12 protein-coding genes and 1 pseudogene are annotated in these 25,516 nt (G+C 32.8%); 12 read left to right on the top strand and 1 reads right to left on the bottom strand.

Annotation, left to right across the window (positions count from 1 at the left end):
* Positions 1 to 126 precede the first annotated feature (126 nt).
* The 5 genes and pseudogenes from IPK14_03065 to IPK14_03045 all read left to right on the top strand — a co-directional run bounded on the left by IPK14_03065 (position 127) and on the right by IPK14_03045 (position 11,726).
* Positions 127 to 3,870, top strand: a complete 3,744-nt coding sequence (locus IPK14_03065) for an acyltransferase domain-containing protein (protein ID MBK7992414.1) — start codon at positions 127 to 129, stop codon at positions 3,868 to 3,870.
* Positions 3,852 to 9,638, top strand: a complete 5,787-nt coding sequence (locus IPK14_03060) for an amino acid adenylation domain-containing protein (GenBank protein ID MBK7992413.1) — start codon at positions 3,852 to 3,854, stop codon at positions 9,636 to 9,638. The genes IPK14_03065 and IPK14_03060 overlap by 19 nt, the downstream gene beginning before the upstream one ends.
* A 12-nt stretch (positions 9,639 to 9,650) precedes the next feature.
* Positions 9,651 to 10,091: a hypothetical protein gene (locus tag IPK14_03055; protein ID MBK7992412.1), complete on the top strand. Its 441-nt coding sequence runs from the start codon at positions 9,651 to 9,653 to the stop codon at positions 10,089 to 10,091.
* A gap of 62 nt (positions 10,092 to 10,153) precedes the next feature.
* On the top strand, positions 10,154 to 11,422 hold the full coding sequence (locus IPK14_03050; protein MBK7992411.1) for an AMP-binding protein: 1,269 nt from the start codon (positions 10,154 to 10,156) through the stop codon (positions 11,420 to 11,422).
* 79 nt (positions 11,423 to 11,501) lie between these two features.
* A pseudogene (locus tag IPK14_03045) lies at positions 11,502 to 11,726 on the top strand (AMP-binding protein).
* On the opposite strand, the gene IPK14_03040 reads toward IPK14_03045, so the two are convergent.
* A complete protein-coding gene (locus IPK14_03040; protein MBK7992410.1) occupies positions 11,711 to 11,902 on the bottom strand; it encodes a hypothetical protein in 192 nt (63 codons plus the stop codon). The pseudogene IPK14_03045 and the gene IPK14_03040 overlap by 16 nt on opposite strands.
* Before the next feature lie 10 nt (positions 11,903 to 11,912).
* Between IPK14_03040 and IPK14_03035 the strand changes: the two genes are divergently transcribed.
* The 7 genes from IPK14_03035 (at position 11,913) to IPK14_03005 (ending at position 25,336) form a co-directional block, all read left to right on the top strand.
* The gene (locus IPK14_03035) at positions 11,913 to 13,400 is read left to right on the top strand and encodes a hypothetical protein (protein ID MBK7992409.1); all 1,488 of its coding nucleotides are present in this window, start codon (positions 11,913 to 11,915) and stop codon (positions 13,398 to 13,400) included.
* Complete coding sequence (locus IPK14_03030; protein ID MBK7992408.1) at positions 13,364 to 14,104, top strand: AMP-binding protein; 741 nt, start codon at positions 13,364 to 13,366, stop codon at positions 14,102 to 14,104. Before IPK14_03035 ends, IPK14_03030 begins: the two co-directional genes overlap by 37 nt.
* Positions 14,068 to 14,631, top strand: coding sequence for an AMP-binding protein (locus IPK14_03025; protein ID MBK7992407.1), 564 nt, complete (start codon positions 14,068 to 14,070; stop codon positions 14,629 to 14,631). The genes IPK14_03030 and IPK14_03025 overlap by 37 nt, the downstream gene beginning before the upstream one ends.
* Positions 14,632 to 14,720: 89 nt before the next feature.
* Positions 14,721 to 16,949, top strand: coding sequence for an AMP-binding protein (locus tag IPK14_03020; GenBank protein MBK7992406.1), 2,229 nt, complete (start codon positions 14,721 to 14,723; stop codon positions 16,947 to 16,949).
* Complete coding sequence (locus IPK14_03015; GenBank protein MBK7992405.1) at positions 16,933 to 23,556, top strand: LLM class flavin-dependent oxidoreductase; 6,624 nt, start codon at positions 16,933 to 16,935, stop codon at positions 23,554 to 23,556. Before IPK14_03020 ends, IPK14_03015 begins: the two co-directional genes overlap by 17 nt.
* Complete coding sequence (locus IPK14_03010; GenBank protein MBK7992404.1) at positions 23,520 to 24,128, top strand: AMP-binding protein; 609 nt, start codon at positions 23,520 to 23,522, stop codon at positions 24,126 to 24,128. Before IPK14_03015 ends, IPK14_03010 begins: the two co-directional genes overlap by 37 nt.
* Positions 24,089 to 25,336, top strand: a complete 1,248-nt coding sequence (locus IPK14_03005) for an amino acid adenylation domain-containing protein (protein ID MBK7992403.1) — start codon at positions 24,089 to 24,091, stop codon at positions 25,334 to 25,336. The genes IPK14_03010 and IPK14_03005 overlap by 40 nt, the downstream gene beginning before the upstream one ends.
* Positions 25,337 to 25,516: the final 180 nt, after the last annotated feature.

Raw genomic sequence — 25,516 nt, 5'->3', positions numbered from 1 at the left:
TCTATTTTATAATCAATGCTAAGTATTATTAATAGTATTTCTAGAATGCAATCAATAAGCATTTATAAGCATTTGTATTGCTAATTTTCTTGATTTTGATAATTAGCATTCTTGAAAGGTAAAAACATGCAAAATAATGATAAAAATGCCCCTTTATTAACAGATTCTTTTGTTGATAAAGATTCTCATTTTATAACTTCTCAAGAAATTCAGCAGTGGCTTATAGAACGATTATCAATACTCTTAAAAACATCTCAAAAAGAAATTAATATACGTGAGCCATTTCTAAACTATGGTTTAGGCTCACGTGAGGCACTAAGTCTATCTGGTGAATTAGAACAATGGCTTAAGCGTAAACTTTCTCCCACCTTGCTTTGGGATTACCCTACTATAGAAAACCTCTCTTATAATCTTGCAAATGAAAAGGTAAAAGAATTTGAAGTTCTAAGTAATAAAAAAAATAACTATGAGCCTATTGCAATTGTTGGAATGGGATGCCGCTTTCCTGGAGCTAAAAATATAAAGGATTATTGGGAGCTTTTACAAAATGGTATAAATGCAATCAAGGAAATTCCTTCCAATAGATGGAAAATTGATAAATTTTATGATCCAGATCCAAACTCTCCTGGAAAAATGAATACTCGTTGGGGTGGATTTCTTGAAGATATAGATTTATTTGATTATAGCTACTTTAGTATTTCCTTACGTGAAGCAGCTAATATGGATCCCCAGCAAAGGCTTTTATTAGAAGTTGCTATTGAAGCGTTAGAAGATGCTGGACAAGATTTAGAATCATTAACAGGTTCACAAACAGGGGTTTTTATTGGTATTTCCAGTAATGACTATGCTAGAACACAACTAAGTGATCCTACTCTTATAAATGTTTATGCTGCTACAGGCAATGCTATGAGTATTGCGGCTAATAGAATTTCTTATTTCTTAGATCTTCATGGCCCAAGTATTTCAATTGATACAGCTTGTTCCTCTTCGCTAGTTGCAGTAAGTTTGGCTTGCCAAAATATTTGGGAAGGTAAAACCCCTTTAGCAATTGCTGGGGGTGTTAATTTAATTTTATCTCCAGATATCACCATAAATTTTTCTAAAGCTGGCGTGATGTCACCTGATGGACAATGCAAAGCTTTTGACTCAAAAGCAAATGGTTTTGTTCGTGGTGAAGGAGTTGGAGTAATAATTCTTAAGCCTCTCTCTAAAGCTATTTTAGATAATGATTTAATATATGCAGTTATTCTTGGAGCTAGCATTAATCAAGATGGTCGTAGTAATGGCTTAATGGCTCCAAATCGACAAGCACAAGAATTGGTACTAAAACAAGCTTACCAGTCCGCAAATATATTACCTGGACAAGTTCAATACATTGAAACTCATGGAACAGGCACATTTCTTGGTGATCAAATAGAAGCAAAAGCCCTTGGTAGTGTGTTAGCAAACAATCGTCCACCAAACCAACTATGTTTAATTGGTTCGGTTAAAACCAATATTGGACATTTAGAATCAGCGGCTGGTATAGCAGGGCTTATCAAAACATCTCTTTCACTTAAACACAAAAAAATCCCCCCTAGCCTTAATTTTGAAACTCCAAACCCTCATATTCCTTTTCATGACCTTTTATTAAAAGTACAAACAGAGTTGATTGATTGGCCTAAAGAAGAAAACCTTGCTATTGCTGGAATTAGCTCATTTGGTTTTGGAGGAACAAATTGCCATGTTGTTTTGCAAGAGTCACCTATATTGCCTAGAAATGAAAGCTTTACTAGTAACCAAACACAAATATTAACAATATCTGCCCATAACCCAAAAGCAGTTAAAGATTTAGCTAGACAATACAAAAATATGCTTACGCATACAAGCGATAGTATATATGATATTTGTTATAGTAGTGCTGTAAGACGTAGCCATCGTAGTCATCGTGTTGTTGTAGTTGGCACTTCCATAGAAGCAATAAGAGCAGAGCTAGAAATTTTCCTTAAAGGTGAAAATTCTGATTTTGTTTTTAGTGGTGTTGAAAATCTAAATCTAAAATATAAACTTGTGTTTGTTTTTTCTGGACAAGGTTCACAATGGATAGGAATGGGAAAACAACTCTTAAAACAAGAAGCTGTTTTTCGTTCGCTAATTGAGCGATGTGATAAAGAAATTAGCAAATATTTTGCTTGGTCATTATTAACACAATTAAATGAACCACAAGCCAAACTTGAAGATATAGAAATTATTCAACCAACTATTTTTTCTATCCAAATAGCATTAGCTGGATTATGGCATTCCTGGGGTATTACTCCTAGCGCAATTGTTGGTCATAGCATGGGTGAAGTTGCAGCAGCATATGTTGCAGGAGCTTTAAGTTTTGCTGATGCTGTAAAAGTAATTTGTTTGCGTAGTAAATTATTGAAGCAAGCAAGTGGTAAAGGGTCAATGGCTTCTGTAGAGCTTTCACATACGCAAGCAACTAAAGCTATAGAAAGTTACAAAGGTAAACTTTACATTAGTTCTAGTAACAGTATTAAATCTACTGTTATTGGTGGGGATACTGATGCCTTAAAAGAGCTAATTGAAAGCTTACAAAACCAAGATATTTACTGTCGTTTTATCAAAGTAGATGTTGCTTCTCATACTCCACAAATGGATCCTTTACGCACACACCTAGTAGAAGAGTTAAAAACTATCCGCCCACGTCCCGCTACAATACCTATATATTCCTCTGTCACTGGCAAACTTTCTTACACTACTAAATTTAATGCTGAATATTGGGGACGTAATCTTCGAGAACCTGTACTTTTTTCTGATGCAATTAATTGTCTAGCACAAGATAATTATAATATATTTATAGAAATAAGTCCTCATGCAATTTTACTAAGTAGTATCCAACAGAATTTCCAACATTTGTCAAAAGAAGTTTATCTCTTTTCTTCTATGCGACGTGAAGAAAATGAGTCCATTACAATGTTATCAACTTTAGCAAAGTTTTATACTATTGGTTATCCAATTGATTGGAAGAAACTTTACCCTACTGGAAAACTAGTAAAATTACCTCTATACCCTTGGCAAAATGAAAGATGTTGGTTAGAAACTAAAAAAACAAAATATTTAGAAAGACAATTTTTTCAACAAACATCTAGTTATCACCCATTATTAGGCCAAAGATTAAAATCCTCTCAACCTTTCTGGGAAAATACACTAAATAATATATCTTATTTATCTGACCATTGTATTGAAGGAGAAGTTGTTTTACCTGCGGCAGCTTACATAGAAATGTGCTTAAAAGCCGCTTCTCAAATAGCTAGCGACTTTAAGCTTACTGAAATTACTTTACATAAAACTTTACTTTTGTCTTTAGAAGCAAATATTTTGCTAGAAACCATTTGCTCTTCTAATGCAAATGGTGAAAAAACTTTTCAGATTTTTAGCTGTAATACTAAAGAAAACGATGAAAAAGAAGAGTGGATTTTGCACTTAAGTTGTAAGGTAAGCTCTAAGAACTTAACAACAAAGAAAAGTTTAGCCCAAATCAAGAAAGAAGAAATTTTAGAACAGTGCCAACTTAACATAAGTGGTAAAGAATATTATGAAAAATTACAAAACTATGGGCTAGACTACGGTCTTTCATTTCAAGCAATAAATCAAATTTGGAAGGGAAAATCCCAAGCTTTTGTTGAAATAGACCTACCTTCTAATTTAGATAGCACTTCATATATTTTCCATCCATCACTGCTAGATGCTTGTTTCCAAAGTCTTGGAGCTACAATTATTGACCAAGAAATCAATAATAATACAAAAGCTTTTGTACCTATTTCAGTTAAAGAAATAAAGCTTCTAGGAGAAATTGGAAGAAAATTATGGGCGCATCTTACTTAGATAGTGATCTATCTTTAGAGTCACTGTCCATAAAAGGTAATATTGATTTATACAATGATGATGGTTCTTTGGTTGCACAAATATCTGGTTTATCCCTACAAGCTTTGCAAAAAGAAGATCTTAGCGAATTATCATTAGCTAATTCAGCATATGAAATAGAATGGAAAAATGTTCCTAAAATATTAGAAAATAATATAGAAAACATTAAAGGAAAGTGGTTAATTTTTGTTGATAAAGCTGGTTTAGGTGACAATCTATCAGAGTTATTAAAGTCTCAAGACCAAGAAGTAATTTTAATTTCAAAAGCACAAAAATCTTGTCAAAAAAGTTCCAATGAATGGGAATTGTCTCCAACTGATAGCGAAACAATTAATTATATTTTAAGTTCTTCAAATAATTCATCAACTACAATACAAGCTATCATTTATTTGTGGTGTCTTGATCTAAGCTCATTACCACTAAATACTTCAGATCTTCAACAGATTCAACAAATTAATTGTGAAGTTGTCTTATACTTAATTCAAGCAATAGCCAAAGAAAAGTGGCTTTTATCACCTCGTTTATGGTTAGTTACTTCTGGTACACAACCAATTCTAAAAAACTACCCAATTAATATTTCTCAATCGCCCATATGGGGATTAGGTAAAACTATTGCACAGGAATTTCCAGCTTACTGGGGAGGATTAGTAGATTTAGACCCTATAGACACAAAAAATTCCCTAGATATGTTTTTAGAGGAAATCTATCAACCTAATAAAGAGACTCAGATTGCCTTATATTCAAATAAACGCTACGTAGCAAGACTTGTACGTAAGCAAGTAACTAGTAAACAATCATTGTTGTTAAGAAAAGATTCAACTTACTTAATTACTGGGGGTTTAGGTGATATTGGGTTAGTAGTTGCTCGTTGGATGGTTTCTCAAGGTGCATCTCGCCTGATCTTATTAGGTCGTACTAAATTACCAGAGCGTAAAGAATGGAAAAATATTCAAGGATCTAATCAATTAAAGAAACAAATTGCTGCTATAAAAGAAATGGAAGCAGAAGGTGCTAAAGTTGACATTGTTAGCTTAGATATTTCTGATGAAGTTGCTCTTAAAACTTTTTTTGAAGACTACCAAGCAGAAGAATGGCCGCCCATAAAGGGAGTCATACACGCAGCAGGTATATTAAAAGATAAAACTTTATCAAGTATGCAAGTAGATGAGCTAAAAGCCGTTGCTCTACCAAAAATTTGGGGCAGTTGGTTACTACATTGTTTGCTAAAAAATAATAATTTAGACTTTTTTGTTCTATTTTCTTCGGTTTCTTCCCTTTTAGGTTCTGCTGGACAAGCTAACTATGCTGCGGCTAATTCATTTCTAGATTCACTTTCACATTATCGACAATCAGAAAACCTGCCTGCATTAAGTATTAATTGGGGGCATTGGTCAGAAGTTGGTCTTGCTGCTAGACCTGGCCGAGGTGCTAGATTAACTTTGCGTGGAATGAATAGCATCAATCCAACTCAAGCAATGACTATACTTAAACAATTACTTTCATTTGATTTGCCCCAAATTAGTATTATGCCTATAAATTGGCTACAATGGAGAGAAGCCTATCCTGAAACAGAACACCTTCCTTTTTTCTCTGAAATTACCTTTAGTAGAAATGATAGTTCTACACAACAAGTAAATACTATTAATCTAAAACAACAGATATTAGCTAGTAATTCAAATGAGCAGGTAGAAATATTAGTAAATTTTTTGCGTGAACAAGTAGCAAAAGTGGTAGGTCTTGCGCCAACACGCATAGACGTTGAAAAATCCATTACTGATATGGGTATTGACTCGCTAGTTGCTTTAGAGCTAAAAAACCGGTTAGAACATAATCTAACTATTAATATTCCTATAGTAAAATTGCTTCAAGGTAACAATATTAACAATTTAGCTATAGATTTGCTTAGAAAAATATTAGCCTACCCAAACCTAAATACAAAAACTACCCAACCAAGTTTCTATAAAGCAACAAAATCAGAAAACCAGCTACTAGAACTTTCTCATAATCAAAAAGCTCTTTGGTTTTTGCAAGAACTTGCTCCAGAAACTACAGCACATAATGTTTACTTTGCTGTAGCAATAAATTCTAATCTAGATGTAACCTTGTTAAATAAATCACTTCAAGCACTTGTTGACCGACATGATTCTTTAAGAACAGCTTATAAATTAGAATCAGAAAAACCTATTAGGCAAGTATCTTTACATAAAGTAAGTTTTGATAATATCGATGCTAAAACCTGGTCAGAAGAGTATCTTAACCAACAAATAGCAATAAAAGCCCTTACCCCATTTAATTTGGAACAAGGGCCACTAATGAAGGCTTATTTATTTAGTCTTAATGAAAGAAAACACATACTTTTACTTAATTTCCACCATATCACAATTGATTTTTGGTCACTTAATATATTTGCTGATGAGTTAGGTTTTCTTTACTCAAACTCTGCAAATTCAACATTGCTAGAACCTGTTGCACAATATAGTGATTATGTACGGTGGCAAAACAATTTGTTGGATAGTCCAAGAGGTAATGAGTTATGGCAATATTGGCAAAAAACCTTACAGGGCGATCTAGCTGTATTAAATCTACCTACCGATCGACCTAGACCACTTATCCAAACTCATAATGGTTCATCTTATGCAAGTAAGATTGAAGCTCAATTAACCCAAAAACTTAAAATTATTGCAAATACTAGAAAAACTACTTTATACACAGTGCTATTAAGTATTTTTGAGATATTACTTTTTCGCTACAGTGGACAAGAAGATATTATTATCGGCTCTCCAATGGCTGGCCGTACTCAAGAAGAATTTACGGGTACTATTGGCTATTTTATTAATCCTGTACCTTTACGTGCAAATTTTTCTAATAATCCTATTTATCAAGACTTTCTCTTACAAACAAGAGAAGTTGTTTTAAGTGCTTTAGAAAACCAAGATTTTCCTACAGCCTTAATTGCTGATCGTCTTCACCTAAATTGGAATGCTGGTCGCCCACCACTTTTTCAAACTATGTTTATTCTTCAACAACCACATAGATTAGTAGAGACTGCTCCCTTTGTTTTAGGTGAAGCAGGGGCGCATATGAAGATTGGTGAATTACTTGTAGAGTCTTACCCCTTAGAACAAAGAGCCACCCCTTTTGATATTCTCTTAATGGCTGTAGAACACAATGGAGAGTTATTAACCTCCTGGCAATACAATAGCGATTTGTTTGATAAATCAACCATTATTAAAATGGCAAAACATTTTTCTGTTTTGCTAGAAAGCATAATCCTAAATCCTTTAGAACATATTTCTTTTCTTTCTCTACTAACAGAAGTAGAAAAACAAGAAATCCTCTTAAAATACAGCGGAGCCGAAAAACAAGCATCTACAGGCTGTTTACATACTCTTTTTGAACAACAAGTTCTTAAAACTCCTCAAGCAATAGCAATAATTTTTGAAAATAAACCGCTTACTTATAACGAGCTAAATCTTCGTGCTAATCAGCTTGCACATTATTTGATTAAATTAGAAGTATCACCTGAAACACTAGTAGGAATATCTATTGAACGTTCATTTGAAATGATAATTAGTTTATTAGCCGTCCTTAAGGCAGGTGGAGCTTACTTACCACTAGATCCTAATTATCCTAAAGACCGTGTTTCTTTTATGGTGCAAGATGCACAAATAAAAATTATCTTAACTAAACAAAATTTAACATCAATATTACCTAAGCAAGTTAAACTAATTTGTTTAGACTCAGATCTAACATTAATATCAAAAGAAAGTGAAGAAAACCCTAATTTAAGCATTCTTCCAACTAATCTTGCTTATGTTATTTATACTTCAGGTTCTACAGGTAATCCTAAAGGGATTTTAATAGAGCATTTTTCTGTAGTAAATTACATTACACAAGCAATAAAGCAATTTGAACTAACTTCAAGTGATCAAGTTCTACAATTTGCTTCAATTAATTTTGACACAAGTGCAGAAGAAATTTATCCAACTCTAGTGTCTGGAGCTACTTTAGTTTTACGTAATGATGAAATGATTGTGTCTGTTGCAAACTTTCTAGAAAAATGTTTGCAATGGAATATTTCCGTTTTAGATTTGCCTACAGCCTTTTGGCATGAAATGGTTTTAGCTATTAAAGAGGAAAATTTATTATTACCTTCAACTTTGCGCTTAGTGATTATTGGAGGTGAAAAAGCATTAGCAGAACGTTTAGTAGATTGGCAACAATATTGTAAAATCCGCTTGCTTAATACCTATGGGCCTACAGAAGCAACTATTGCTGTTAGCTGTTGTGAGCTTAACTTAACTCAAAGCTATAAAGCACAGAATTTACCAATAGGTTATGCTATTGAAGGTACTAAAATTTATATTTTAGATAAATACCTTCAACCTTTACCCACAGGTGTAGTAGGAGAATTATTTATAGGTGGCAATTCTCTTAGTAGAGGTTATTTAGCAAATCCTGAGTTGACTGCTGAAAAATTTATCCAAAACCCATTAGAACCTGGTTCGCGCCTTTATCGAACTGGAGATTTAGCACGTTTCTTGACAGATGGGAATATTGAGTATATCGGACGTAATGATAATCAAGTAAAGATTCGTGGCTATCGTGTTGAATTAGGTGAAATAGAGTCAGCAATATTAAAATATCCAACAGTCCGCGAAACTGTTGTTGTAACTAAACAAGATAAAACTCTCCGTCTAATTGCTTATGTTGTTACAGCTACAGAGAAAAAACCCCTAGCATCTGAATTACAAAACTTTCTTAAAGAAATCTTGCCAGATTATATGATTCCAACAGCATTTATATACTTGGATTCTTTACCATTAACGCCTAATCATAAAATAGATTACCGCGCACTCCCAACGATAGACTTTTATAACCTTGAGTTAGAAGGAGATTATCTTGCTCCAAGAACAGTTACTGAAGAATTAGTAGCAGGTATATGGATAGAATTGCTTAATATAAAACAAGTAAGCATAAACAAAAGTTTTTTTGAATTAGGAGGGCATTCACTGCTTGCAACACAATTGATTTCAAGGTTAAGAAGTAATTTTGCGGTTGAATTGCCTTTGCGTAGCCTATTTGAAGCTCCTACAATCGCAAATCTAGCAGCAAGGATTGATGAAGCAAATCAAACAAAGCAAAATATTAAAATACCTTCTATTTCACCTGTCCCACGAAATGTAAATTTACCCCTCTCATTTTCTCAAGAACGCCTTTGGTTTCTTGAACAATTAGAGCTTGAAACGCCTCATTACAACATCCCTCTTGCATTAAAGATACAAGGTAATTTGAATATTAAAGCCCTAGAAATTAGCCTTAATGCGCTAATAAAAAGGCATGAAGCTTTGCGTACATCTATCAATGTAATAAATGGCATTCCACATCAATTAATTTTAGAAAATAATGTATTAACTATTAATGAAGTTGACTTAACTAGCCTTTCTATTAAAGAGCAAGAAGAAAAACAAGCAGAATTACTTCTAAATGAGTCTCGATATTGTTTTAACCTATCCGTTTTACCATTATTAAGAATTACACCTGTTCAACTAAACCATCAAGAATATGTGTTGTTAACTGTAATGCACCACATCATTAGTGCTGCTTGGTCTGTACGCATTTTGATAAAAGAAATGCTTGTTCTTTACAAAAATTACTCCCAATCTATAGAACAAATATTAGAAATACTCCCAAAACTGCCAATACAATACGCAGATTATGCCTATTAGCAACGACAATGGATGCAAGAAGAAGTTTTTGAAAAACAACTTGCTTATTGGAAAGAAAAGCTAGCTGGTAAACTATCCCCCTTACAACTACCTATAGATAAACCTCGTCCACCTATCCAGACTTTTGCTGGTAGAAGATTTCTTAAAGTATTACCTAGTAAGTTATTAAAAGAAATACAACAGCTATCAAGAAACAATTCTGCAACTTTGTTTATGACATTGTTGGCTGCTTTTCAAACTCTTCTTTATCGATACAGTGGAAGTGAAGATATTTTGGTTGGTAGTCCTATTGCTAACCGTAATCATCCTGACATAGAAAACCTTATTGGTGTTTTTATTAACACTTTGGTTATGCGTTCTGATTTATCTTCTAATCCTACTTTTGAGCAACTTCTTGCTAGAGTTAAAGATGTCACTCTAGGTGCTTATTCTAATCAAGATATTCCCTTTTGAAGCTCTAGTTGAAAAGCTTCAACCTGAGCGCGATTTAAGTCATAGCCCTTTTTTTCCAAGTCATGCTTATTCTTCAAAATGCTTTTGTTCCTAAAATAGAGTTAGAGGATATAACCCTTTCCTCATTGGTTGTTGACAATAAAACTGCCAAATTTGATTTAACTCTTGAAGCTTATGAAAATGATTCTGGTTTGTTTACTATTTTTGAATACAACACAGATTTATTTTATCATTCTACTATAGTAAGAATGGCAGATAATTTCTTAACGCTACTAGAATCAATAGTTAATAATCCAAAAGAACATATCTCTAAATTATCTCTTATCTCTCAAGCAGAAAAAGAAAAATTACTCTACACTTGGAATAATACTTATTGTGATTATGATAGGGAAATAACTATTCATCAACTCTTTGAACATCAAGTAACTAAATCCCCTTCTTCTACTGCTATTATCTTTGAAGATAAAGAGTTAAGTTACAAAGAGTTAAATGAGAAAGCTAACCAACTAGCTCATTTCTTACGTAAACTAGGAGTGACAGCAGATTCTAGGGTAGGTTTATTAATAGAACGCTCTAGCGAAATGATGATTGCTCTTCTTGCTATTCTTAAAGCAGGTGCGGCTTATGTTCCTTTGGATTCTTCTTATCCTAAAGATAGAATCTCTTATATGATTGATGATGCTCAGCTTAGCGTGCTTATCACTCAAAATAGTTTGTCTTCTCTTGCTTCTTTATACATTGGAAATACTGTTTTTATTGATAATGATTGGAAGGATATAGAAAAAGAAAGCACATCAAATCTAGTAAATATTAACACTAGCGAAAACTTAGCATATATTATTTATACATCAGGCTCTACAGGTAAGCCTAAAGGAGTTATGATTTCCCACCGTAATGTTATTAATTTCTTTGTTGGTATGGAACAAAGAATTGGTAAATATTCGGATGGTGTTTGGTTAGCTGTTACTAGTATTTCCTTTGATATCTCTGTCCTTGAACTCTTTTGGACTCTATCCCGTGGCTTTAAAGTTGTTATTCAATCTGATAGCAGAGGTGTTGTTAGTTCAACTTTATCAGAAGCAGACTATTCAATAACAGAACAAATAAAGAGACATAAAGTAAGTCATTTACAATGTACACCATCATTAGCAAGAGTATTAACAACAGAAGAAGAAGCAAAAGAAGCAATAAAAGAGTTAAAAATGATGATGGTAGGAGGAGAAGCATTAACAACAAGCCTAGCAAAAGAATTGATAAATGTAATAAAAGGTGAGTTACATAATATGTATGGGCCAACAGAAACAACCATTTGGTCATCCACAATAAAGTAGAGGCTAACGATAGAGTATTAAATACAGTAACAATAGGAAAACCAATAGCAAACACACAAATTTACATAGTAAATGAAGCATTAGAATTAGTGCCAGTAGGAGTAGCAGGAGAGCTATTAATAGCAGGAGAAGGAGTAGTAAAAGGATATTTCCAACGCCTGAGCTTACATCAGAAAAGTTTATTGCAAATCCTTTTAGCAAATCTCAAACAGATAAGTTATATAGAACAGGAGATTTAGCACGTTGGTTAGATGATGGTACTATAGAATTTCTTGGTAGGCTTGACCATCAAGTTAAAATTCGTGGTTTTCGTATTGAACTTGGTGAAATTGAAACCTTACTGCTCCAACATCCAGAAGTATCACAAGCAGTTGTAATAGCAAGGGAAGATAAAAGAGATGAAAAGAAACTAGTAGCATACCTTGTAACTAAAAACTCTGATGAAACATTACCTTCAACATCAGAAATACAAACATACATTAGACAGCAATTGCCAGAATATATGGTTCCATCAGCAGTTGTTTATTTACAATCCATGCCTCTAACACCTAATGCTAAAGTTGACCGTAAGGCTTTACCTGCTCCTGAATATTCTCAAAATAATCAAAACTATGTAGCTCCTTCTACTCCAATCCAAGTTGCTTTAGTTAATATCTGGTCAGAATTATTAAATATAGAAAACGTAAGTATTAAAGATAACTTCTTTGAATTAGGTGGTCATTCCCTACTGGCTATGCAATTAAATACAAAGATAAGAAATGTGTTTAATGTAGATTTAATTTTAAGATCGCTCTTTGATAACTCAACAATTGAATCGTTATCAAATTTAATAGATTTGGAAATCAAAAAAGGTAATAAACTAGAAATATTTATATCTAAAATATCAAGAAACCAAGACATACCTTTATCATTTACTCAAGAAAGATTATGGTTTTTAAGCCAGTTTGAGCCAGATAATGCTGCTTATAATGAGCGTTTAGCAATAGAAATAAAAGGCTCACTAAACTTTTTAGCATTAGAGGAAAGCTTAAACCAAATAATTGAAAGACATGAAGCTTTAAGAACAAATTTTGCTTTTGTTAATGGTAATCCTGTCCAAATTATTGCTAAAAAGCGTGTTTTGGAACTTTCCCAAATAAGTTTAGAAAATATTGATAATGCTAATTTTGAAGCTGAAATTGAAAAACTTTTTATTAAAGAAGGTCAAAAACTTTTTAATTTATCAGAAGACTTATTATTTAGAACTACTTTGATAAAAATAAATGAGCAATACCACGTATTGCTATTTATATTTTCACATATAGTATGGGATGGATGGTCATTTGGAGTATTTGTAAGAGAAATAGCAACACTTTATCAATCATATACACAAAATAAAACTCCAGAACTCGCAAAACTGCCAATACAATACGCAGATTATGCCTATTGGCAACGACAATGGATGCAAGGTGAAGTTTTTGAAAAACAACTTGCTTATTGGAAAGAAAAGCTAGCTGGTAAACTATCCTTCTTACAACTACCTATAGATAAACCTCGTCCACCTATCCAGACTTTTGCTGGTAGAAGATTTCTTAAAGTATTACCTAGTAAGTTATTAAAAGAAATACAACAGCTATCAAGAAACAATTCTGCAACTTTGTTTATGACATTGTTGGCTGCTTTTCAAACTCTTCTTTATCGATATAGTGGAAGTGAAGATATTTTGGTTGGTAGTCCTATTGCTAACCGTAATCATCCTGACATAGAAAACCTTATTGGTGTTTTTATTAACACTTTGGTTATGCGTTCTGATTTATCTTCTAATCCTACTTTTGAGCAACTTCTTGCTAGAGTTAAAGATGTCACTCTAGGTGCTTATTCTAATCAAGATATTCCTTTTGAAGCTCTAGTTGAAAAGCTTCAACCTGAGCGCAATTTAAGTCGTAGCACTTTTTCCAAGTCATGCTTATTCTTCAAAATGCTTTTGTTCCTAAAATAGAGTTAGAGGATATAACCCTTTCCTCATTGGTTGTTGACAATAAAACTGCCAAATTTGATTTAACTCTTGAAGCTTATGAAAATGATTCTGGTTTGTTTACTATTTTTGAATACAACACAGATTTATTTTATCATTCTACTATAGTAAGAATGGCAGATAATTTCTTAACGCTATTAGAATCAATAGTTAATAATCCAAAAGAACATATATCTAAATTATCTCTTATCTCTCAAGCAGAAAAAGAAGAATTACTCTACACTTGGAATAATACTTATTGTGATTATGATAGGGAAATAACTATTCATCAACTCTTTGAGCATCAAGTAACTAAATCCCCTTCTTCTACTGCTATTGTCTTTGAAAACAATGAATTAAGTTATAAAGAGTTAAATGAGAAAGCTAACCAACTAGCTCATTTCTTACGTAAGCTAGGAGTGATAGCAGATTCTAGGGTAGGTTTACTAATAGAACGCTCTAGCGAAATGATGATTGCTCTTCTTGCTATTCTTAAAGCAGGTGCGGCTTATGTTCCTTTGGATTCTTCTTATCCTAAAGATAGAATCTCTTATATGATTGATGATGCTCAGCTTAGCGTGCTTATCACTCAAAATAGTTTGTCTTCTCTTGCTTCTTTATACATTGGAAATACTGTTTTTATTGATAATGATTGGAAGGATATAGAAAAGAAAGCACATCAAATCTAGTAAATATTAACACTAGCAAAAACTTAGCATATATTATTTATACATCAGGTTCTACAGGTAAGCCTAAAGGAGTAATGATTTCCCACCGTAATGTTATTAATTTCTTTGTTGGTATGGAGCAAAGAATTGGTAAATATTCGGACGGTGTTTGGTTAGCTGTTACTAGTATTTCCTTTGATATCTCTGTCCTTGAACTCTTTTGGACTCTATCCCGTGGCTTTAAAGTTGTTATTCAATCTGATAGCAGAGGTGTTGTTAGTTCAACTTTATCAGAAGCAGACTATTCAATAACAGAACAAATAAAAAGACATAAAGTAAGTCATTTACAATGTACACCATCATTAGCAAGAGTATTAACAACAGAAGAAGAAGCAAAAGAAGCAATAAAAGAACTAAAAATGATGATGGTAGGAGGAGAAGCATTAACAACAAGCCTAGCAAAAGAATTGATAAATGTAATAAAAGGTGAGTTACATAATATGTATAGCCAACAGAAACAACCATTTGGTCATCCACACATAAAGTAGAGGCTAACGATAGAGTATTAAATACAGTAACAATAGGAAAACCAATAGCCAACACACAAATTTACATAGTAAATGAAGCACTAGAATTAGTGCCAGTAGGAGTAGCAGGAGAGCTATTAATAGCAGGAGAAGGAGTAGTAAAAGGATATTTCCAACGCCCTGAGCTTACATCAGAAAAGTTTATTGCAAATCCTTTTAGCAAATCTCAAACAGACAAGTTATATAGAACAGGAGATTTAGCACGTTGGTTAGATGATGGTACTATAGAATTTCTTGGTAGGCTTGACCATCAAGTTAAAATTCGTGGTTTTCGTATTGAACTTGGTGAAATTGAGTCTACCTTAGAACAACATCTGGCAGTCAAAGAAGTTGTAGTTATAGCAAAAGAACATGAGCTAGGAGATAAACAACTTGTAGCCTATCTTGTTCTAAATGAGAATGAAACACAACACCCATCTGTAGGCGAATTACAAGAATGGTTGCGAAATAGATTACCACAATACATGGTGCCAGCACTGTTTGTATATTTAAATAAAATACCTTTAACTCCAAATGGAAAAGTTGATAGAAAAGCCTTACCTAAGCCAGAACAAAACCGGCCAAAATCAGTAGCTGAACTTGTTGCACCACGTAACCACATAGAAGAACAATTAACAGAGATTTGGAAAAATTCACTAAAATTAGACCAAATTAGTATTAATGATAACTTCTTTGAACTTGGAGGAGATTCTATTTTAGCATTACGTATTATTGCTAGAGCAGATCAAAAGGGTATCAAATTTACACCACTTCAATTTTTCCAAAATCCTACTATTGCACAGCTAGCAAATTTAGTTAATTTTTTAACAAATTCCCTTGCTCAACAAGATTTAGTTGTAGGGGCAATACTTTTAACACCTATACAAACTTGGTTTTTTGAACAAAATTTTGCTGAATTACATCATTGGAATTTGTCAGTAAATCTCAAAACAAAAAGAGTTCTTGATCTAAAAATACTAGAACCAACGTTTCAGCAATTATTACTACATCATGATGCTTTAAGAATACGTTTTAATTTAGTTGAATCAACTTGGCAACAGTACAATCTTGAAAATGATGAAACAAAGATTATTGAAACAGTTTACATTAAAGAATTATCTAAATTAAAGCAAAATGAAGAGATAGAACTAATTTGCAACAATTTACAATCAAGCTTGAATATTTCTTCTGGGCCAATAATCCAGGCAAGATTATTTAATTTTCCAGACCAATCACAGTCTTTGTTTATTACTATACACCATTTGGTTATAGATAATATTTCTTGGCAAATTTTGTTGGATGATCTCCAACAAATTTACCTTGATATTGAAAGAAATAAATCTATCTCTCTACCGCTTAAAACTACATCTTACAAACAATGGTCAGAAAGCTTAAGCAAATATTTAGAAATAGGTTTTTCAAAAGAAGAGAAAGCTTATTGGTTGACACAATTAAAAAAACCGCTATCTCCTCTTCCAAGAGATTTTATAAATACTGCTAATACAGAAGTTTCTCTTAACACAATATCTGTGTCACTTGATGAAGATGAAACTACATTTCTTTTGCGCAAAGTCCCAGAAATTTATAACACTCAAATTAACGATGTGTTTTTATTAGCTCTAGCAATTAGCCTAACAAAATGGACAAACAATAAGTATTCTTTGGTAGATTTAGAAAGCCATGGACGTGAAAACATTATAGAAGGATTAGACCTATCACGCACTTTAGGTTGGTTTACTAGTATATTTCCTTTTGTTTTAGAACTAACAAACGAATTTAATATTGGTGGTTCATTAAAGGCTATTAAAGAACAAGTAAGAGCAATTCCAAACCATGGTATTGGCTACGGAATAATCAAATACTTAGAAAAAGACAAAGAGTTTTTGGACAAAATAGAACTTTTGCCAAAAGCAGAGGTTTTGTTTAACTATTTAGGTCAACTTGATCAAGTTTTAGAAAATAATGAACTATTTTTCTTATCTCAAGAGCCTATTGGCAAAACTCGTAGTCATAAAGCAAAAAGAGCTTATTTATTAGAAGTCAATGCAAGCATAGTTTATAAAAAAATAACTATTGTTTGGTCTTATAGTGATCAAATTCACAAAAAAATAACAATAGAAAACCTAGCAAACCAGTATTTAAGCGCGTTGAAAGCGATTATTCAACATTGCCAATCACCTGAAGAAAGTAGTTATACGCCTTCAGATTTCCCAAAGTCTGGTTTAAGTCAAACAGAACTTGATGAACTTATTTTTGAACTTATTGAAGAAGAGGAAGATGAAGATGAGTCTACCAACTAAAAACCCTAAAACTACAAAAGCTAATATAGAAGATATTTATGCACTTTCTCCTATGCAACAAGGAATGCTTTTTCATAGCGTTTATGCAAAAGGTTCTGGAGAATATTTTCAACAATTTAGTTGCGATATTGAGGGTGAACTTAACATTGAAATTTTTGAACAAGTTTGGCAAGAACTTGTTAATATCCATCCAATTCTTCGCACCGTATTTATTTGGGAAAATCGAAAAAAACCACTTCAAGTTGTTTATAAACAAGTCAAAATATCTATAAAACAAGAAGATTGGCAAGCTTTTTCTACTGATGAACAAAAAGACCGCCTTTTAGTCTACTTAGCAGAAGACCGTAATAAGAGTTTTAACCTTTCTAAAGCTCCTTTGATGCGTTTAACACTAATTCAAATGGGTATAAAAAAATATAGGTTCATTTGGAGTCACCATCACATAATTTTAGATGGTTGGTCTATTCCTATAGTCCTTGAACAGTTGTTTCTTATATATGAATCTCTTAATAAAGGCCAAAAAATAAATCTTCCTTATCTGCCAAATTATCGCTCTTATATAGATTGGTTGGATAAACAGAATTTAGAGAAAGCAAAACAGTTTTGGTCTAATTTATTGTTAGGCTTTACTACTCCTACAAAACTTTCTATAGAAAACACCTTGTCAACAACATCAAAACAAGAAGTTAACTATAATCAGGAAGAATCTCTTTTATCTAAAGACCAAACTACAAACTTACAAACTTGTGCTAAACAATACCAACTCCCTATGAATGTACTAATTCAAGGAGCTTGGGGGTTACTACTTAATCACTATAGTAATGAATCAGATATAGTTTATGGTTCTGTTGTTTCTGGTCGACCTACCAGCCTTAAAGATACTGATAAGATGATAGGTCTATTTATTAATACGTTGCCAGTACGTATAAAAATTAATAAATCACAATATTTAACAGACTACTTAAAACAGTTACATGAGCAATTAATAGCTATAAGGGAGTATGAATATAGCCCCTTATCTGAAGTTCAAACTTGGAGTCAAATAGAGCGAGGTCAAAGCCTTTTTGATACTATTTTAGTATATGAAAATTACCCTATAGATTTTTCATTACAGGAATACAAAGGAGCTTTAAGTTTAAGAAACCCTAAAGTTATTGAAAGAACAAACCTTCCTATTACAGTCCAAATTTTTCCAGCAGAACAAATTTTAATTCGGATAATTTATGATAGTTCTCGCTTTGAGCCTAAAGCCATTAATCAGATTTTAGAACACTTAAAAACTATCTTAAGAGAAATAACGCTAAACCCAAATCAGTTATTGTCTCAAGTTTCTTTAATGTCACAAGCAGAAAAAGAAGAATTACTCTACACATGGAATAATACTTATTGTGATTATGATAGAGAAATAACTATTCATCAACTCTTTGAACATCAAGTCATTAAATCCCCTTCTTCTACTGCTATTATCTTTGAAGATAAAGAGTTAAGTTACAAAGAGTTAAATGAGAAAGCTAACCAACTAGCTCATTTCTTACGTAAGCTAGGAGTAACAGCAGATTCTAGGGTAGGTTTATTAATAGATCGTTCTAGCGAAATGATGATTGCTCTTCTTGCTATTCTTAAAGCAGGCGCGGCTTATGTTCCTTTGGATTCTTCTTATCCTAAAGATAGAATCTCTTATATGATTGATGATGCTCAGCTTAGCGTGCTTATCACTCAAGATAGTTTGTCTTCTCTTGCTTCTTTATACATTGGAAATACTGTTTTTATTGATAATGATTGGAAGGATATAGAAAAAGAAAGCACATCAAATCTAGTAAATATTAACACTAGCGAAAACTTAGCATATATTATTTATACATCAGGTTCTACAGGTAAGCCTAAAGGAGTTATGATTTCCCACCGTAATGTTATTAATTTCTTTGTTGGTATGGAGCAAAGAATTGGTAAATATCAGGATGGTGTTTGGTTAGCTGTTACTAGTATTTCCTTTGATATTTCTGTCCTTGAACTCTTTTGGACTCTATCCCGTGGCTTCAAAGTTGTTATTCAATCTGATAGCAGAGGTGTTGTTAGTTTAGAGAAAACTAGAAAAAATAGCTCAAAGAAGATGGATTTTAGCCTCTTCTATTTTGCAAGTGATGACTCAACAGAAAATCCAAATGATAAGTATAAACTTTTAATAGATGGAGCAAAATTTGCTGATGAGCATAATTTTTCTGCTGTTTGGACTCCTGAACGTCATTTTCATACTTTTGGAGGACTTTATCCAAGCCCCGCTGTTGTTGGATCTGCTATTAGTACCATTACTAGCAATATTCAAATAAGAGCAGGGAGCGTAGTTCTACCTCTAAATAGCCCTGTAAGGGTGACTGAAGAATGGTCAGTTATAGATAACTTGTCTAAAGGAAGAGTAGGACTATCTTTTGCATCTGGATGGCATGCGGATGATTTTGTCTTTGCTCCTGATAATTACTCTAACCGTAGAGATATTATGTTTCGTGATATAGAAACGGTTCGTAAGCTATGGCGAGGTGAAGCAATAAGCTTTAAGGGTGGGGCTGGTAATAATGTTGCTATAAGAATTCTTCCTAAACCCATACAAAAAGAGTTACCTGTTTGGGTAACTGCTGCTGGTAGCCCTTCCACTTTTCAACTAGCTGGCGAAGTTGGGGCTAATTTACTCACCAACTTGTTAGGCCAAAGTATTGAAGAACTTAGTGAAAAAATCAAAATCTATCGTCAAGCTTGGCAAAATAAAGGCTATCCCGGTGATGGCTATGTTAGCTTAATGGTACATACTTATGTAGGAAAAGATTCAAAAGAAGCAAAAGAACGAGTTCGTAAACCCTTTATTAATTATTTACGCACTTCTTTAGATTTAATAAGAAATCTAGGAAAAAGCTTAGGTGTAAACATTGATGCAGAAAATTTTACTAAAGATGATTTAGATGCACTCTTAGAACACGCCTTTGAGCGTTATTTTGATACAAGTGGGCTTTTAGGTAATGTAGAAACTTGTGTTCAAATAGTAGAAAAACTAAAAGAAATAGGAGTAGATGAAGTAGCCTGTTTAATAGATTTTGGTATTTCTTACCAACATGTTATGGAAGGCTTAAGCTATCTTGACCAAGTTAGATTATTAACTAACTCTACTTCCTTAGGCTATTCAATAACAGAACAAATAAAGAGACATAAAGTAAGTCATTTACAATGTACACCATCATTAGCAAGAGTATTAACAACAGAAGAAGAAGCAAAAGAAGCAATAAAAGAGTTAAAAATGATGATGGTAGGAGGAGAAGCATTAACAACAAGCCTAGCCAAAGAATTGATAAATGTAATAAAAGGTGAGTTACATAATATGTATGGGCCAACAGAAACAACTATTTGGTCATCCACACATAAAGTAGAGGCTAACGATAGAATACTAAACACAGTAACAATAGGAAAACCAATAGCAAACACACAAATTTACATAGTAAATGAAGCACTAGAACTAGTGCCAGTAGGAGTAGCAGGAGAGCTATTAATAGCAGGAGAAGGAGTAGTAAAAGGATATTTCCAACGTCCTGAACTTACAGAAGAAAAGTTTATTGCAAATCCTTTTAGCAAATCCCAAACAGACAAGTTATATAGAACAGGAGATTTAGCACGTTGGTTAGATGATGGTACTATAGAATTTCTTGGTAGGCTTGACCATCAAGTTAAAATTCGTGGTTTTCGTATTGAACTTGGTGAAATTGAAACTTTATTGCTCCAACACCCCGCAGTAAAAGAAAGCGTTGTAATTGCCCGTCAAGATAAGGGTGATAATAAAGAGATTGTTGCCTATTTAAGGATTAATTCAGATCATCAAAATGATAATTTAGATAATTTTTCGTCAACACATGTTTCACAATGGCAAACCATTTGGGACGAAATTTACCGCCAAGCTACACCTACAGATCCCACTTTTAACATTGCTGGTTGGAATAGTAGCTATACTAGTCAGCCTATCCCTGAAAATGAGATGAAAGAGTGGGTTGAACATACAACAAAAAGAATTTTAGACTTAAACCCTAGTCACGTATTAGAAATAGGTTGTGGCACAGGCTTATTACTTTTTAGAATCGCGCCTCAATGCTCCTATTATTTGGGAACAGATATTCACGATTCATCAATAAATTATATTAAACAACATTCTTCAACACTTCCGCAGGTCAGCTTATATAAAAAACCTGCAAATGATTTTAGTGAAATTCCTAAAAATAGTTTTGATTTAGTAGTAATTAACTCTGTAGCTCAATATTTCCCATCAATAGAATATTTTTTTAATGTAATAAAAGAAGCTATAAAAACCTTAAAACCTCAAGGAAAGATTTTTTTAGGAGATATTAGAAATTTCTTGTTATTAGATCTTTTTCACTTATCTGTTCAATACTATCAAGCCTCTAAAAATTTAACTCTCTCTCAGCTAAAACAGCGTTTAGAAAAACAGATTACAAATGAAGAAGAGTTAACTATAAGTCCTGAATTCTTTTTAGCATTAAAAGAATTATTGCCTGAAATTAAACAGATAAAAATTTTACCTAAACGAGGTGTTAGCCATAATGAAGTAACTTTATTTAGGTATGATGTAATTTTATACACAGATTTAAAGCCCATAAAAGAAGGTGTTAACTGGCTAGATTGGCAACAAGAACCTTTTTCCTTACTTGAGCTAGAAAGAAAATTAAAAGAAGAAAAGCCTGAAACATTAGCAATAAAAAATATTTTTAATGCCAAAATAAATAAAGAAATAATGATGAGACAGATACTAAGTAGTCCTCATCAGTTAGAAACAATAACTGATTTAGAAGCAAAATTAACATCAACATCAAAATTAGCAATAAACCCTGAAGAACTTTGGCAGCTAGGTCAAAGTTGCTCTTATGATGTTGAGCTTAGTTTAGTTGGTTCAAATAATGAAGCTTTTTACCATGCATTTTTAAGTTCTAAAAATATTACTAATAGTTTAGTAATAGATTTTCCTTGTTCAATAAAAGAAATAAAACCTTTGACTAGTTATAGTAATAAGCCATTTCAACGTCATTTAGCACATCAAGTAATAACTGAAGTAAAAACAACATTAAAAGAAAAACTACCAGAGTACATGTTGCCGTCCGCTATAGTTGTACTTGAAAAACTTCCATTAACACCTAATGGTAAAGTTGACCGTAAAGCTCTACCTGCCCCTGAATATTCCCGTAGTGATCAAGCTTATGTTGCTCCTTCTACTCCAACAGAACTAGCATTAGCTGAGATATGGAAAGAAGTTTTAGGAGTAGAAAAAGTTGGAATAAACGATAGTTTCTTTGAGCTAGGTGGACATTCCATATTAGCTATGCAACTTTTTACAAAAATACGAAATAATTTTGTAGGTGAAATATCTTTACGTAAATTACTAGAATCTCCAACAATTGCGCAGTTAGCACAATTAATAGAACTTTCCAAAACAACACTAACATCAGAACAAACAATTACTATTTTACCTCGTGATATTGATTTACCTTTATCATTTACTCAAGAAAGATTATGGTTTTTAAGCCAACTTGAGCCAGATAATGCTGCTTATAATGATAGATTAGCAATAGAAATAAAAGGCTCACTAAACTTTTTAGCATTAGAGGAAAGCTTAAACCAAATAATTGAAAGACATGAAGCTTTAAGAACAAACTTTGCTTTTGTTAATGGTAATCCTGTCCAAATTATTGCTAAAAACCGTGTTTTAGAACTTTCTCAAATTAATTTAGAAAATACCAATAAAGCCAGACTTGAAGAAGAACTTGAAGAATTATTTATTAAAGAAGGCCAAAAACTTTTTAATTTATCAGAAGATTTATTGCTAAGAGCCTCTCTGATAAAGATAAATCCTCATCACCATATTTTGTTACTAGTATTGTCCCACACTGTTTGGGATGGATGGTCATTTGGAGTATTTGTAAAAGAAATAGCAACACTTTATCAATCATACACAGAAAATAAAACTCCAGAACTCGCAAAACTGCCAATACAATATGCAGATTATGCTTATTGGCAACGTCAATGGATGCAAGGTGAAGTTTTTGAAAAACAACTTGCTTATTGGAAAGAAAAGTTAGTTGGTAAATTATCCCCCTTACAACTACCTATAGATAAACCTCATCCACCTATCCAGACTTTTGCTGGTAGAAGATTTCTTAAAGTATTACCTAGTAAGTTATTAAAAGAAATACAACAGCTATCAAGAAACAATTCTGCAACTTTGTTTATGACATTGTTGGCTGCCTTTCAAACTCTTCTTTATCGATACAGCGGAAGTGAAGATATTTTGGTTGGTAGTCCTATTGCTAACCGTAATCATCCTGACATAGAAAACCTTATTGGTGTTTTTATTAACACTTTGGTTATGCGTTCTGATTTATCTTCTAATCCTACTTTTGAGCAACTTCTTGCTAGAGTTAAAGATGTCACCCTAGGTGCTTATTCTAATCAAGATATTCCTTTTGAAGCTCTAGTTGAAAAGCTTCAACCTGAGCGCGATTTAAGTCGTAGCCCTTTTTCCAAGTCATGCTTATTCTTCAAAATGCTTTTGTTCCTAAAATAGAGTTAGAGGATATAACCCTTTCCTCATTGGTTGTTGACAATAAAACTGCCAAATTTGATTTAACTCTTGAAGCTTATGAAAATGATTCTGGTTTGTTTACTATTTTTGAATACAACACAGATTTATTTTATCATTCTACTATAGTAAGAATGGCAGATAATTTCTTAACACTATTAGAATCAATAGTTAATAATCCAAAAGAACATATATCTAAATTATCTCTTATCTCTCAAGCAGAAAAAGAAGAATTACTCTACACTTGGAATAATACTTATTGTGATTATGATAGGGAAATAACTATTCATCAACTCTTTGAACATCAAGTCATTAAATCCCCTTCTTCTACTGCTATTGTCTTTGAAAACAATCAATTAAGTTACAAAGAGTTAAATGAGAAAGCTAACCAACTAGCTCATTTCTTACGTAAGCTAGGAGTGACATCAAATTCTAGGGTAGGTTTATTAATAGAACGCTCTAGCGAAATGATGATTGCTCTTCTTGCTATTCTTAAAGCAGGTGCGGCTTATGTTCCTTGGATTCTTCTTATCCTAAAGATAGAATCTCTTATATGATTGATGATGCTCAGCTTAGCGTGCTTATCACTCAAAATAGTTTGTCTTCTCTTGCTTCTTTATACATTGGAAATACTGTTTTTATTGATAATGATTGGAAGGATATAGAAAAAGAAAGCACATCAAATCTAGTAAATATTAACACTAGCAAAAACTTAGCATATATTATTTATACATCAGGTTCTACAGGTAAGCCTAAAGGAGTAATGATTTCCCACCGTAATGTTATTAATTTCTTTGTTGGTATGGAGCAAAGAATTGGTAAATATTTGGACGGTGTTTGGTTAGCTGTTACTAGTATTTCCTTTGATATCTCTGTCCTTGAACTCTTTTGGACTCTATCCCGTGGCTTTAAAGTTGTTATTCAATCTGATAGCAGAGGTGTTGTTAGTTCAACTTTATCAGAAGCAGACTATTCAATAACAGAACAAATAAAAAGACATAAAGTAAGTCATTTACAATGTACACCATCATTAGCAAGAGTATTAACAACAGAAGAAGAAGCAAAAGAAGCAATAAAAGAACTAAAAATGATGATGGTAGGAGGAGAAGCATTAACAACAAGCCTAGCAAAAGAATTGATAAATGTAATAAAAGGTGAGTTACATAATATGTATGGGCCAACAGAAACAACCATTTGGTCATCCACACATAAAGTAGAGGCTAACGATAGAGTATTAAATACAGTAACAATAGGAAAACCAATAGCCAACACACAAATTTACATAGTAAATGAAGCACTAGAATTAGTGCCAGTAGGAGTAGCAGGAGAGCTATTAATAGCAGGAGAAGGAGTAGTAAGAGGATATTTCCAACGTCCTGAGCTTACATCAGAAAAGTTTATTGCAAATCCTTTTAGCAAATCTCAAACAGGCAAGTTATATAGAACAGGAGATTTAGCACGTTGGTTAGATGATGGTACTATAGAATTTCTTGGTAGGCTTGACCATCAAGTTAAAATTCGTGGTTTTCGTATTGAACTTGGTGAAATTGAAACCTTACTGCTCCAACATCCAGAAGTATCACAGGCAGTTGTAATAGCAAGGGAAGATAAAAGAGATGAAAAGAAACTAGTAGCATACCTTGTAACTAAAAACTCTGATGAAACATTACCTTCAACATCAGAAATACAAACATACATTAGACAGCAATTGCCAGAATATATGGTTCCATCAGCAGTTGTTTATTTACAATCCATACCTCTCTAACACCTAATGCTAAAGTTGACCGTAAGGCTTTACCTGCTCCTGAATATTCTCAAAATAATCAAAACTATGTAGCTCCTTCTACTCCAATTCAAGTTGCTTTAGTTAATATCTGGTCAGAATTATTAAATATAGAAAACGTAAGTATTAAAGATAACTTCTTTGAATTAGGTGGTCATTCCC

Source organism: Blastocatellia bacterium (genome assembly GCA_016713405.1).
Lineage (GTDB): Bacteria > Acidobacteriota > Blastocatellia > Chloracidobacteriales > JADJPF01 > JADJPF01.
The sequence above is the reverse complement of the archived record's forward strand: the minus strand, read 5'-3'. Positions and strand labels throughout refer to the sequence as shown.

What these genes read in the sequence shown, in the direction of transcription:
- IPK14_03065 (MBK7992414.1), top strand. Translation starts at nt 127, where the DNA reads ATGCAAAATAATGATAAAAATGCCCCTTTATTAACAGATTCTTTTGTT.
- IPK14_03010 (MBK7992404.1), top strand. Translation starts at nt 23,520, where the DNA reads ATGCTTATTCTTCAAAATGCTTTTGTTCCTAAAATAGAGTTAGAGGAT.
- IPK14_03015 (MBK7992405.1), top strand. Translation starts at nt 16,933, where the DNA reads ATGAGTCTACCAACTAAAAACCCTAAAACTACAAAAGCTAATATAGAA.
- IPK14_03040 (MBK7992410.1), bottom strand. Translation starts at nt 11,902, where the DNA reads ATGTATGTTTGTATTTCTGATGTTGAAGGTAATGTTTCATCAGAGTTT.
- IPK14_03055 (MBK7992412.1), top strand. Translation starts at nt 9,651, where the DNA reads ATGCAAGAAGAAGTTTTTGAAAAACAACTTGCTTATTGGAAAGAAAAG.
- IPK14_03060 (MBK7992413.1), top strand. Translation starts at nt 3,852, where the DNA reads ATGGGCGCATCTTACTTAGATAGTGATCTATCTTTAGAGTCACTGTCC.
- IPK14_03030 (MBK7992408.1), top strand. Translation starts at nt 13,364, where the DNA reads ATGCTTATTCTTCAAAATGCTTTTGTTCCTAAAATAGAGTTAGAGGAT.
- IPK14_03050 (MBK7992411.1), top strand. Translation starts at nt 10,154, where the DNA reads ATGCTTATTCTTCAAAATGCTTTTGTTCCTAAAATAGAGTTAGAGGAT.